Origin of the sequence: Paraburkholderia lycopersici (genome assembly GCF_900096975.1) — a bacterium.
GTDB classification, from domain to species: Bacteria; Pseudomonadota; Gammaproteobacteria; order Burkholderiales; family Burkholderiaceae; genus Paraburkholderia; species Paraburkholderia lycopersici.
Window position 1 is genome coordinate 45,651 of the sequence record NZ_FMYQ01000030.1, and the last position, 12,061, is coordinate 57,711.

9 protein-coding genes are annotated in these 12,061 nt (G+C 69.2%); 5 read left to right on the top strand and 4 right to left on the bottom strand.

All coding sequences use genetic code 11. The features are described 5' to 3' along the window. Window positions 1-34: 34 nt before the first annotated feature. The 4 genes from BLU17_RS34630 to BLU17_RS26115 form a co-directional block, all read right to left on the bottom strand. Window positions 35-337, bottom strand: coding sequence for a DUF2968 domain-containing protein (locus tag BLU17_RS34630; protein ID WP_425434142.1), 303 nt, complete (start codon window positions 335-337; stop codon window positions 35-37). Between the two features lie 66 nt (window positions 338-403). Continuing rightward, complete coding sequence (locus tag BLU17_RS34635; protein WP_092003474.1) at window positions 404-502, bottom strand: DUF2968 domain-containing protein; 99 nt, start codon at window positions 500-502, stop codon at window positions 404-406. A gap of 501 nt (window positions 503-1,003) precedes the next feature. Then, window positions 1,004-2,401 carry a gamma-glutamyl-gamma-aminobutyrate hydrolase family protein gene (locus tag BLU17_RS26110; protein WP_092003481.1) on the bottom strand — a complete coding sequence of 466 codons (1,398 nt, stop codon included), beginning with the start codon at window positions 2,399-2,401 and terminating at the stop codon, window positions 1,004-1,006. Between the two features lie 150 nt (window positions 2,402-2,551). Beyond that, a complete protein-coding gene (locus tag BLU17_RS26115; RefSeq protein ID WP_092003483.1) occupies window positions 2,552-4,309 on the bottom strand; it encodes a cation:proton antiporter in 1,758 nt (585 codons plus the stop codon). A 217-nt stretch (window positions 4,310-4,526) separates the two neighbouring features. On the opposite strand from BLU17_RS26115, the gene BLU17_RS26120 reads away from it, so the two are divergent. The 5 genes from BLU17_RS26120 to xdhC all read left to right on the top strand — a co-directional run bounded on the left by BLU17_RS26120 (window position 4,527) and on the right by xdhC (window position 12,059). Beyond that, window positions 4,527-5,927, top strand: a complete 1,401-nt coding sequence (locus BLU17_RS26120) for an amidase (protein WP_092003486.1) — start codon at window positions 4,527-4,529, stop codon at window positions 5,925-5,927. 135 nt (window positions 5,928-6,062) lie between these two features. Then, a complete protein-coding gene (locus BLU17_RS26125; RefSeq protein WP_092003489.1) occupies window positions 6,063-6,593 on the top strand; it encodes a disulfide bond formation protein B in 531 nt (176 codons plus the stop codon). Window positions 6,594-6,970: 377 nt separating this feature from the next. Next, window positions 6,971-8,533 carry a xanthine dehydrogenase small subunit gene (gene xdhA, locus BLU17_RS26130; protein WP_092003491.1) on the top strand — a complete coding sequence of 521 codons (1,563 nt, stop codon included), beginning with the start codon at window positions 6,971-6,973 and terminating at the stop codon, window positions 8,531-8,533. Then, a complete protein-coding gene (gene xdhB, locus BLU17_RS26135; protein WP_092003495.1) occupies window positions 8,530-10,962 on the top strand; it encodes a xanthine dehydrogenase molybdopterin binding subunit in 2,433 nt (810 codons plus the stop codon). Before xdhA ends, xdhB begins: the two co-directional genes overlap by 4 nt. Before the next feature lie 47 nt (window positions 10,963-11,009). After that, a complete protein-coding gene (xdhC, locus tag BLU17_RS26140; protein ID WP_092003498.1) occupies window positions 11,010-12,059 on the top strand; it encodes a xanthine dehydrogenase accessory protein XdhC in 1,050 nt (349 codons plus the stop codon). The last annotated feature ends 2 nt before the right edge of the window (window positions 12,060-12,061 follow it).

Here is a 12,061-nt window from a genome sequence, read left to right on the forward strand (position 1 = left end):
GCGGGCGATGCGCCACCCCCGCCGCCCCTACTGCTCAATGCGGCGGCCCAGGCAGACCCACCTCCGTTGCGCGCTGGAGCGCGTCCACCTGCCGCTGCACCCCGCGCAATTGCGCCTGTGCATGGACCTTCTGCTCGCCGAGCGCTGTCGCGTCGCCCTGCGCCTGTCGCTGGTCATCGTCAATCCGGGCCTGTTGCGGACACGCTATATCGAGATCGGCCTGCAGCCGGCAAACGCGCGCGTCGAACAATGCAATCACGTGTTCGATGAACGTTTTCTGCGCCTCAAGCCGCGTGCGTCGTATTTCGGCATGGGCGAGTTGCCCGTTTTGCCACATGAAGTCGGCGCAAATCGCCTCGGAACATGCCTCGTCCTGCGTCCTGAAACAGCACGACGGAATACATCATCTCTGCGGGTAGAAGAAAGGGCTCGCGCCGTAACTCGCGTTATAGGTCATACGCAGTTCGACGAGCAGCGAGTCGTGAATCAGTTGCATCAGCATGGCAACGTCGCCTTGAGTAGCACCGCCGCCGGCCTGCTCCCCGGGTTCGCTCACGGGCGGCAGAGAACCGGCCGGCTGCGGCGCCGAGCCGCCGGGCGACGGCTAACCGCCAGCGGCGCGCGGACTCCGGCCGCGCCGGACATGGCGGCCGTGCTCGCAGCGTCGGCGGGCACGTCGGCCCACGCCATCGCGCCCTGCGGTAATGGCATGAAGGCCTCGGCGCAAAGCAGCAGACGACACAACGCGATTGCATGCTTCATAGCTGCCCGTTCCATGCGAGATTCCCGGTAATCCACCATCAGCGCCGCGTGAAAATCCCAAAATACGCGCTTTAGTTTTGGAAAGCGACGAATCGGAAGACGAGATCGAATCTTGTGCAGAACGCACTCCACTCCGGTCCAAAGCGGAAGAGCGGCCGAGTATGCAGGACTCCGGCCGAAGCAACGGGAATAGAAAGGCCGCGCGTGGGCTGCGCGCGGCCGGAACAACCGGGGGTTGCGCTCAAAAGCGCGTTTCGCGCGCCGAGCGCAGGAAGGTATCGAGCAACGGCGTGCAGTCGAGCAGTTCAGGGCCGCCCGCGCGATGGAACTCGGGATGCCACTGCACCCCCACGACAAACGGCGCGCGCCGGTAGCGCACCGCCTCGATAAGCCCATCGCTCCCCGACACGGCTTCGACGGTCAGGTCGCGGCCGAGGCTTTTCACCGCCTGGTGGTGTATCGAGTTGACGATGGCTTCGCGCCGCCCCGGGAACATGCTCGAGAACGTCGATCCTTCCGGGAACGTAATCGAATGGCGATGCTGGTCGTAATGCTCGCTCACATGAACGCCGGCCGTGGGTACGTCCGTGGCGATGTCCTGATAAAGCGTGCCGCCGAATGCCACATTGATGAGCTGGCAACCGCGGCATACGCCCAGCACCGGCTTGCCCGACTCGACGAACTCGTGGAGCAGTTCGAGTTCGTACATGTCGCGCACGCGGTCGCCCGGCCATTCGGGGCGCGGCGAAATTTCCGCATAGGTCTGCGGCGAGACGTCGGCGCCGCCCTGCAGCAGCAGGCCGTCGAGATGCTTCGCGTAATCGCGCAGGCGGATATTGCTCGGATGCAGCATGCCCTGGTGGCCGACCGTCGGGATCATGAACACGATGACGTCGCGCGACATCACCCAATGGGCGATCGACTCCTCGAGGTATTGCAGGGTCTTGCCGCGCAGCCCCTGCGCGCCCGGCTCGGGGTGGAAGATCCGCGCGGAAACGCCGATGCGCAGCGTACGTTGCGTGATGCGTTGACCGGCACGGTCGAAGAGCTGGCGCGCGCGCGCCGCGATGATGCGGCCGAACACCGCCCACGCGGAATCGCTCGGGCGCAGGTAGCGCGGCGGTTCGGGCGGAATCGCACCCGGCGGCGGCGGATTGTGCGCCGAGAAGTCGGGCGCCTGGCCGAACCCGGCGGGCGCCGCGCCTCGACGCGGCGGCGGCACGGCGGACGCCGGCGCCTCGCCGGCATCCGCGGGCCCGGTCTGCGCGGTCGGCGCGGGCGCGGACTTGCCGGCCTCGCCAGTCTCGCCGATCGGGATGCGCGGCGCCTCCGCGGCGGCCGGCGCGTGCTCCGGCCGTTCGTCCGGTGTCGGCGCTGCGGGCTCCCCGGCTCCCGGCGTGACCGCAGGGGTGACCGCAGGGGTGACCGTAGAGGCACTCTCGGGCGCATCCGTCGAAGCGCGTTGCGCGGCTTTTTCGGAGGGCGAAGCAAAAGTCGATGCGGGAGAAGAACCAGGAGGGGTGCCGACAGGACCGGCAGCGGAAGGAGTCGAGGAGGCGGCTGTGCCGGCAGGATCCGCATCGGCGGGACGGCTTGCGCCGTCAGGGACCTCGGGATGGTCTGATTTGTTTTCGCTCATGACGTGGGGTCAAGCGCGCGGCGCGCGAACGAATGAACAGGCTTCGATTATCCGTCGCACCGCACGCCGCCGCCACCCCCGCACACAATTGCTCACATCCGGTCACACTCCCGGCCGCTCCGGCGCACGAACATGGCTGCGCCCATCGGCTCAAGCATCGGGCCGTTCGTCGAAGGTCTCTCGCAACGCAATCTGCATCGACGCGTGGATCTTCACGCACCAGCGCCACAGCAGCATGGTGAGCGCCGCCGCGCACACGAGCACGCCGACGAGGAAACCCGTGGGCGGCAGGATCGTCCCCGACAGCGCGGCCACGAGCAGGAACACGCCGAACATCGAGACCACGGGCACCAGCTCCGCAATCACATGACGGATCGCGCGCGTGAAGCGCCCCGCCTTCTCGGGCTGCACGCTCACCTCGGCGAGCAGGAGCGCGAGCGACTGCGTCTTGCGCCACACCGCCACGAGAAACGGCATGGCGAGCACAAGCGCGGCGCTCCACAGCACGACGCGCTGGATGCGCTCGTCGCCGATCCAGTGCGCGAGCAGCGGCGCCGCGTAGCGCGCGCCATACGAAACGCCGATGAAGATCGCCGAGACAAGCGCGAGATTCACGGCGATCTGCACGACGATGCGCTTCGTGAGCGCAAAGAGCGTCGGTCCTTCGGAGCGCGGCACGAGGCAGCTCAGCCATCGGCTGTACATGCCGAACACGTTCGAGACGGCGGGCGGCATGGCGCGCGCGAGGCGCCGCGAGAGCGGATCGGCGATGCGGATGAGATACGGGGTGGTGAGCGTCGTGATTGCAGAAACGGTCACCGCGATCGGATAGAGAAAGCTGCTCGTCACCTTCAGCGTGAGGCCGAGCGAGGCGATGATGAACGAGAACTCGCCGATCTGCGAGACGGTCATGCCCACGCGCATGGCGGTGCGTCCGTCACGGCCCGCGAGAAAGGTGCCGAGACCGCACGACACGAGCTTGCCGAGCACCACGGCGATCGAGATCACGGCGATCGGCCACGCGTAATCGACCAGCACGAGCGGGTTGAGCATGAGGCCGATCGTCACGAAGAAGATGGCCGAGAACGCGTCGCGCAGCGGCGCCACCAAGTGCTCGATGCGACGCAGATGGCGCGACTCGGCCATGATCGCGCCGATCAGGAACGCGCCGAGCGCGATCGAATAGTCGAGCTTCACGACGAGCAGGCAGAAGCCGAAACAAAAGCCCAGCACGGAAACGAGCAGCATCTCGTCGCTGCCCACGCGCGCGACGTAGCCCAGCACGCGCGGCACGACCAGAATGCCCGCGAGCAGGGAAACCAGCATGAAGAGCAGCAGCTTGCCGAGCGTGACGAGCGCGAGGCCCGGCGAAAGCTCGCCCGTCTGCGCCATGCCGCCGAGCAGCACGAGCATCGCGATGCCGAGAATGTCCTCGACGATCAGGATGCCGAACACGAGCTGCGCGAACGGCTCGCGTTTCACGCCGAGATCGGAGAGCGCCTTGACGATGATCGTGGTCGAGGAAATGGCGAGGATCGCGCCGAGAAACAGCGAATCCATCGTGGCCCAGCCGAACGCGCGGCCGATTTCGTAGCCGAGCCACAGCATCAGCACGATTTCCGAGAGCGCCGCGACGATGGCGGTCGCGCCCACCTGGAAGAGCTTGCGCAAGCTGAACTCGAGGCCGAGCGAAAACATCAGGAATACCACGCCGAGTTCGCCCATGGTCTGGATGGTCTGCTCGTCGTGGATAAGCTGGAACGGCGGCGTGTACGGCCCGATGATCACGCCCGCCGCGATATAGCCGAGCACGACCGGCTGCTTCAGGCGATGAAACAGCACGGTGACGACGCCCGCGAGCGCCATCACGACTGCCAGATCCTGAATGAAGCCGATTCCCTCGTGCATGAAGGCCTTTCCTTACAAATAGCTATCGATTCCCTGCATGTTACCCGATGCGCGACCCGCGCCAAATTGCCCCCAGGAAAAAAAGCCGCCCTACAATGATGCGACCCTTGCTGGCGCCGGCGCCTTCGCTGACCGCCAGCCTGCCCGCCTTGCCGACCTGCGCGCAGCGAGGCCGCCGCGCGCGCCTTGAGCGCGCTTTATGGATTCTTCTGCCGCCATGACCACTGCATCCAACACCGTCACGCCCGCTTTTGGCCCCTTCCCGCCCTTGGCCCGGCTCGCCGCCGATCTGGCCGCAGGGCGCACGACGAGCCGCGCGCTTGCCGAGGCCGCGCTCGAACGCATCGCCGACCCGGCCGGCCAGGGCGCGACCGTCTTCACGCACGTCGCCCCCGACCGCGTGCGCGCCGCCGCCGACGCGCACGACCGTCTGCGCGCGGCGGGCACCGTGCTCTCGCCGCTCGCGGGCATCCCCGTTTCGGTAAAGGACCTGTTCGACGTGGCGGGCGAAGTCACGCGCGCCGGTTCCACGGCGCTCGCCCACGCGGCGCCCGCGACGGCGGACGCCGCCGCCGTCGCGCGGCTGCGTCTCGCGGGCGCGGTGCTCGTCGGCCGCACCAACATGAGCGAATTCGCGTTTTCGGGGCTCGGCTTGAACCCGCACTACGGCACACCGCTCTCGCCGTACCGCCGCGACGCTCACGGCGACGCGCGCGTGGCGGGAGGCTCGTCGTCGGGCGCGGCGGCCTCGGTCGCGGACGGCATGGCCGCTGTCGCGCTCGGCACCGACACCGGCGGCTCCCTTCGCATTCCGGCGGCGTTCTGCGGCCTCACGGGCTTCAAGCCCACCGCCGCGCGCATCCCGAAAACGGGCGGCGTGCCGCTCTCGCCCACGCTCGACTCGTTCGGCCCGATCGGCAACACGGTGGCCTGCTGCGCGCTCGTCGACCGCGTGCTCGCCGGGCTCGAGCCGCGCGTGCCGGCTGCGCGCCACCTCGAGGGCGTGCGTCTGGGCGTCCTCACCCACTACGTGACGGATGGCATGGACCCCGAAGTCGCCGAAACCATGGACACGGCGCTCAAGCATCTCGACGCCGCCGGCGCGATCGTGAGCGAAGTGCGCTTCTCCGCCTTCGAGCGCCTTGCCGGGATCAACCGCATCGGCTTCTCGCCGATGGAGGCGTACGCGTGGCATCGCGAGCTGATTGCGAAGCATCGCGATCAGTACGATCCGCGCGTGCTCGCGCGCATTCTGAAAGGCGAGCCCGCCACCGCCGCCGACTACCTGGACCTGGTCGCCGCGCGCGCCGCCATGATGGAGGAGGCGCAGGCCACGCTCTGGTCGCGCTTCGACGCCGTCATCGCCCCGACCGTGCCGATCGCGCCGCCGCCGGTCGCGCCGCTCGCCGCCAACGACGAAGTCTTCGCGCGCACCAATGCGCTCGTGCTGCGCAATCCGGGCGCGTTCAATTTCCTCGACGCCTGCGCGCTCTCGCTGCCGTGCCACCGCCACGGCGCGGCACCCGTCGGGCTGATGCTCGCCGCCGCGCCCTGGGCCGACGACGCGCTGCTCGCCATCGGGCGCGGCGTCGAGGCGGTGCTCGCACCGCTGCGCTAACGGGCGCGCGAGCCGCGCACCCGATTCCTGCGCGCGAACAAGGACGCCTCCGCGGCGCGCGCAGCCTTCGCGCTAGAATCCCGTCACGCCGTCGCAGCCCCTCGCTGCGCAAGACAACCCGAACGAACGAGCCACATGAACGACGATAACGCGCTGTTGCGCCGCGAGCGCAGCCTGCTGGTCCTCCTTGGCCTGATCTGCCTCGCGCTGCTGGGCGGCGCGCTGTACTTCCAGTACGTCGAGCACCAGGACCCCTGCCCGCTGTGTATCCTGGGGCGCTATTTCCTCATTCTGATCGCGATCTTCGCCTTCCTCGGCGCGCGCATGACGAGCTGGCGCGGCGTGCGCGTGCTCGAAGCGCTCGTGGCGCTCTCGGCGTTCGGCGGGGCGCTGTCGGCCGCACGGCTCGTCTGGGTGCAGGCGTTTCCGAACTTCAGCTGCGGGTTCGACACGCTGCAGCCCATCGTCGACGGATTGCCGTTCGCGCACTGGCTGCCGGGCGTGTTCAAGGTTCAGGGCCTTTGCGAAACGACCTATCCGCCGATGCTTGGCCTGACCATGCCGGTGTGGGCACTGCTGGCGTTCGTCATCGCGTTCGTCGCGGTGGTCTGGAGCCTGTGGCGCAACCGGCGCCGCCAGGTGTCGTGGCCCGGCATTCGCCGCTGAGCAGCCCGCGATGACGGCACGGGCGCGCCGCGCCCGCCGGCCGTCGCGATCGCATCATCGCCGCCGATTTCCCCGCGCGGCGCACGTCTGCTTGCTCGGCTGCGCCATGCCTTTGCACCGCATCGGGCAATCGCGCGAGCGCCCCGCACGCCCGGCCCCCGCCGGGCACGATCGCCGCATCGAACGGCGCGGTATCGCCGGGCCGGCGGTTGCCGCGTCATGACCGGGCACACATAACCCCCATCTCGCGGGGGAAATACTTTCCCGACACGAGCGGTGCTATCTTCGGAACTGGATGGCGATCTACGTGCGCGAGGCCGGCTTCGGCGCGCCCCCTGCGTAACGCGCGCCTGATCCGCAATGTCCCCGGGTTCACCATGACAACGCAAACCATCCGCTTCCTCCACCGAGGCTCCGTGCACGAAGTGCGCGACCTGCCTCCCACGCGTACGGTGCTCCAGCATCTGCGCGAGGATTTGCGCGCCTGCGGCACCAAGGAAGGCTGCGCGGAGGGCGACTGCGGCGCATGCACGGTCGTCGTGGGAGAGCTCGATCGCGACGGCAAGCTCGCGCTCAAAGCCGTCAACGCCTGCATCCAGTTCCTGCCCACGCTCGACGGCCGCGCGCTCTATACCGTCGAAGACCTGCGCCAGCCCGATGGCGCGCTGCACCCCGTCCAGCAGGCGATGGTCGATTGCCACGGCTCGCAATGCGGCTTCTGCACGCCGGGCTTCGTGATGTCGTTGTGGACGCTCTACGAGAACCAGCCCGCCGGCGCGGGCCTGCCTGGTCGCGACGAGATCGGCCAGGCGCTGTCCGGCAATCTGTGCCGCTGCACCGGCTACCGGCCGATCATCGAAGCCGCGCGGCGCATGTTCGACGAAACCCGCCATCCGCGCGTCGCGCTCGATCGCGAGCGTGTCGAGGCGCAACTGCGTTCGCTGCGGCGTGCCGACACCTTCGCGTATCGCGGACCCGACGCGCGCGGCGCAGCGCATGGCGAAAGCACGTTCTACGCGCCGCGTACGCTCGAAGCGTTCGCGGCGCTGCGCGCCGAGCACCCGCAAGCGCGCGTGCTCGCGGGCGGCACCGATATCGGCCTGTGGGTCACGAAGCAATTCCGCGATCCGGGCGACCTCGTTTATACAGGCAACGTCGCCGAACTGACGACCGTTTCGCGCGACGCCCAGACGCTCACGATCGGCGCGGCCGTACCGCTCGAAGAGGCATACGCGGCGCTCGCCGTCGACTACCCCGAACTCGCGGAACTGTGGGCGCGCTTCGCCTCGCTGCCCATCCGCAATGCCGGCACGCTTGGCGGCAACGTCGCGAACGGCTCGCCGATCGGCGATTCGATGCCCGCGCTGCTCGCGCTCGACGCCTCGCTCGTGCTGCGCCGCGCGTCGCATGTGCGCACGCTGCCGCTCGCGGCGTTTTACAGCGGCTACCAGAAGAACGTGCTCGAAGCGGGAGAATTCGTCGAGGCGATCCGCGTCCCGCGCCCAGCACCGGCACTGCGCTTTCGCGCCTGCAAAGTCGCGAAACGGTACGACCAGGACATTTCGGCCGTGTGCGCGGCGTTCGCGCTTCACGTTTGCGAAGACGGCACGATCGGGCGTGCGCGCATCGCCTATGGCGGCATGGCGGCCGTCCCGCAGCGTGCCGCTCACGCAGAAGCCGCGCTAACCGGCGCCCAGTGGGACGAAGCCGCCACGCGACTCGCGATGGATGCGCTCGCCGCCGACTTTCAGCCGCTCACCGACATGCGCGCAAGCAGCGCCTATCGCCTGAAGGTGGCGCGCAATCTGCTGTGGCGCTGCTGGCTCGAAACGCGCGACCACGCGCCGCTCGCGCTCTGCGACGTGGACGTCTTCGCCGCCTTCGCCGCCGACGGCGATGACGGCGTAGCCGAAGCGGCAGCCGCCGGGGCCGCGCCATGAACGACCAAGCCGATCCGCTCGCCATGCAAGCGGCGCCTGCCCGCGAACGCGCCCATGAACGCGCGCTCGGCGCGCCGCTGCCGCACGAATCGGCCGAGGCGCACGTGAGCGGCGAGGCGCGCTACACCGATGACATCCCCGAGCTGCACGGCACCGCGCATGCGGCGCTCGGTCTCTCGCGCCATGCGCACGCGCGCATCGCCGCGCTCGATCTCGAACGCGTGCGCGCGTCGCCGGGCGTGCTGGCCGTGCTGAGCGCCGCCGACATCCCCGGCGAGAACAACTGCGGCCCAGTCGTGCACGACGATCCGGTGCTCGCCGGCGAAAAGGTGCAATACCTCGGGCAGCCCGTGTTCGCGGTCATCGCGACAAGCCACGAGTTCGCGCGCCGCGCCGCCGCGCTGGCCGCCAGCGAAGACGTGGTGCGCTACGAGCCGCTCGAGGCCGTTCTCACCATCGACGAGGCCCGCCAGCGCCAGCATTACGTGCTGCCGCCGCTGCGTCTCGTGCGCGGCGCGCCCGACGCGGCGCTCGCCGCGGCGCCGCACCGCCTCACCGGCACGTTCGCCGTGGGCGGCCAGGAGCAGTTCTATCTCGAAGGCCAGGTCGCCTACGCGCTGCCGCAGGAGCAGACGGGCATGCTCGTCCACAGTTCGACGCAGCACCCGAGCGAAATGCAGCAGGTGATCGCCCATCTGCTCGGCTGGCCCGCGCACCGCGTCACCTGCGAATGCCGGCGCATGGGCGGGGGCTTCGGCGGCAAGGAATCGCAGTCGGCACTGTTCGCGTGCGTCGCCGCGCTCGCGGCCCACAAGCTGCAACGCCCGGTGAAGCTGCGCGCCGATCGCGACGACGACTTCATGATCACCGGCAAGCGCCACGATGCGCGCTACACCTACGAGGCCGGCTACGACGACGAAGGGCGGCTCCTTGGCGCACGCGTCGAAATCGCGCTGCGCGCGGGCTGTTCCGCCGATCTTTCGGGCGCGGTCGCCACGCGCGCCGTCTGCCACTTCGACAACGCCTACTATCTTTCGGACGTCGAAATCGTCGCGCTCTGCTGCAAGACGAACACGCAGTCGAACACCGCGTTTCGCGGCTTCGGCGGCCCCCAAGGCGCGCTCGTGATGGAGGTGATGCTCGACGAGATCGCGAAGGCGCTCGGGCGCGACCCGCTCGACGTGCGGCGCGCGAACTACTACGGCGTCGGCGAGCGCGATGTCACGCCGTACGGCCAGCGCGTGGAGGACAACGTGCTCGCGCCGCTCACCGACGAACTGCTCGCCTCGAGCCGCTATCGCGAGCGGCGCGCCGCGATCGCCGCGCACAACCGCGCGAGCCCGGTGCTCAAGCGCGGCATCGCGCTCACGCCGGTCAAGTTCGGCATCTCGTTCAACGTGCCGCATCTGAACCAGGCGGGCGCGCTCGTGCACGTGTACCGTGACGGCTCAGTGCTCGTGAACCACGGCGGCACCGAGATGGGCCAAGGCCTGAACACCAAGGTCGCGCAGGTCGTGGCGGGCACGCTCGGCCTGCCGCTCGCGCGTGTGCGCGTGAGCGCCGCCGATACGTCGAAGGTGGCCAACACCTCGGCGACGGCGGCCTCGACCGGCAGCGACCTGAACGGCAAGGCCGCCGAGGATGCCGCGCTCACGATCCGCGCGCGTCTCGCGGCGCTCGCTGCCGCACAATATGGCGGCGAGCCGCGAGACGTGACGTTCGAAGACGGGTTCGTGCGGACGAACGGCAACGCGATCGCGTTCGGCGCATTCGTCGAACTCGCGTATATGAAGCGCGTCCAGCTCTGGTCGGACGGCTTTTACGCCACGCCCAAAGTGCATTGGGACGCGCGCACGCTCACCGGGCATCCGTTCTATTACTTCGCGTATGGCGCGGCGGTGTCCGAGGTGGTCGTCGACACGCTCACGGGCGAATGGAAGCTTGTGCGCGCCGATCTGCTGCACGACGCGGGCGAGTCGATCAATCCGGCCATCGATCTGGGCCAGGTGGAAGGCGGCTTCATCCAGGGAATGGGCTGGCTCACGATGGAGGAGCTGTGGTGGAACCGCGACGGGCGGCTCATGACGCACGCGCCCTCCACCTACAAGATTCCGGCCGTCAGCGACATGCCGGAAGCGTTTCACACGCGGTTCTACCGCAACGGCAACGCGCAGCCGACGGTATTTCGCTCGAAGGCCGTGGGCGAACCGCCGCTCTTGCTGTCGTTCTCGGTGTTTCTCGCGATCCGCGACGCCGTGGGCGCGGCGGTGCCCGACGCGCGCGAAGCGGCGCCGCTGCGCGCGCCCGCGACGCCAGAAGCGATTCTGGACGCCCTCGATGCGCTGCAAGCGCGAAACCGCGAGCGTCTCGCGCACTCAAACCCGCAAGCGCAGTGCGTGAGCGGCCGGGAACGGCGCCACGAAGACTAACCGGCGGCGCATGCCCGAACGCGCCGCCCCGTAGGGAGAACCGCCAGATGCAAGCCTGGCTTTCCGATCTGCAGCAACTGCTCGCGCACGGCGACGCCGCCGTGCTGGTCACCGTGGCGCGCGCCGAAGGGTCCGCGCCGCGCGAGGCCGGCACGAAGATGATCGTCACGCGCGAAGCCGCGCGCCACACGATAGGCGGCGGCCACCTCGAATGGAAAGCCATCGAGATCGCGCGCCAGGTGCTGCGCGACGGCATGCGCACGCCGCACGCCCGGCGTCTCGAACGCCTCGCGCTCGGGCCGAGCCTCGGCCAGTGCTGCGGCGGCGCCGTGGTGCTCGCGTTCGAACGGCTCGACGTGGCCGACCTCGGCTGGCTCGCCACGCTCGCGCGCCGGCTCGCGGCGGGCGCATCGACCGTGCGTAGCGTATCATTTCGCTCCTCGCGGAACGGGAGCCTCGAAAGCGACGCCGATCCCGTCTTGCTGAGCGAGCCGGAACCGGGCGTCGAAGCGCCCGACTGCCTGCTCTGGGAAACCGGCGGCACGATGCTTCTCACCGAAACCATCGCGCCGAACGACTTCCCCGTCGTGCTGTTCGGCGCGGGCCACGTGGGCGCGGCGCTCGTGCGCGTGCTCGGTACGCTGCCCTGCCGCGTGCTGTGGGTCGACGAGCGCGACGCCGCGTTTCCGGCGCCCGAGGCGTTCGCGCGGCTCAATGCGCCCAACGTCGCGATCGACGTCAACGACGCGCCCGACGAAGCCGTCGACACCGCCCCGCCCGGCACGAGCTTCATCGTGATGACGCACGATCATTCGCGCGACCTCGATCTCGCCGAACGCATCCTGCGCCGCGGCGACTTCGCGTTCTTCGGCATGATCGGCTCGCATACGAAGCGCAAGCAGTTCGAGCACCGGCTCGCCGCGCGCGGCATCGACCCCATGCAGATCGCGCGCATGCATTGCCCGCTCGGCGTGGAGGGCATCGTCGACAAGTCGCCCGAAGTCATCGCGATCTCGGCCGCCGCGCAACTGCTGCAGGCGATCGAAGCCGCGAAGCCGGCGAGCGCCGCCCAGGCGCCCGCCCCCCATTCCGCGTGATG

What these genes read in the sequence shown, in the direction of transcription:
- BLU17_RS34635 (WP_092003474.1), bottom strand. Translation starts at nt 502, where the DNA reads ATGCTGATGCAACTGATTCACGACTCGCTGCTCGTCGAACTGCGTATG.
- BLU17_RS26115 (WP_092003483.1), bottom strand. Translation starts at nt 4,309, where the DNA reads ATGCACGAGGGAATCGGCTTCATTCAGGATCTGGCAGTCGTGATGGCG.
- xdhC (WP_092003498.1), top strand. Translation starts at nt 11,010, where the DNA reads ATGCAAGCCTGGCTTTCCGATCTGCAGCAACTGCTCGCGCACGGCGAC.
- BLU17_RS26120 (WP_092003486.1), top strand. Translation starts at nt 4,527, where the DNA reads ATGACCACTGCATCCAACACCGTCACGCCCGCTTTTGGCCCCTTCCCG.
- xdhA (WP_092003491.1), top strand. Translation starts at nt 6,971, where the DNA reads ATGACAACGCAAACCATCCGCTTCCTCCACCGAGGCTCCGTGCACGAA.
- BLU17_RS26110 (WP_092003481.1), bottom strand. Translation starts at nt 2,401, where the DNA reads ATGAGCGAAAACAAATCAGACCATCCCGAGGTCCCTGACGGCGCAAGC.
- xdhB (WP_092003495.1), top strand. Translation starts at nt 8,530, where the DNA reads ATGAACGACCAAGCCGATCCGCTCGCCATGCAAGCGGCGCCTGCCCGC.
- BLU17_RS26125 (WP_092003489.1), top strand. Translation starts at nt 6,063, where the DNA reads ATGAACGACGATAACGCGCTGTTGCGCCGCGAGCGCAGCCTGCTGGTC.
- BLU17_RS34630 (WP_425434142.1), bottom strand. Translation starts at nt 337, where the DNA reads ATGTGGCAAAACGGGCAACTCGCCCATGCCGAAATACGACGCACGCGG.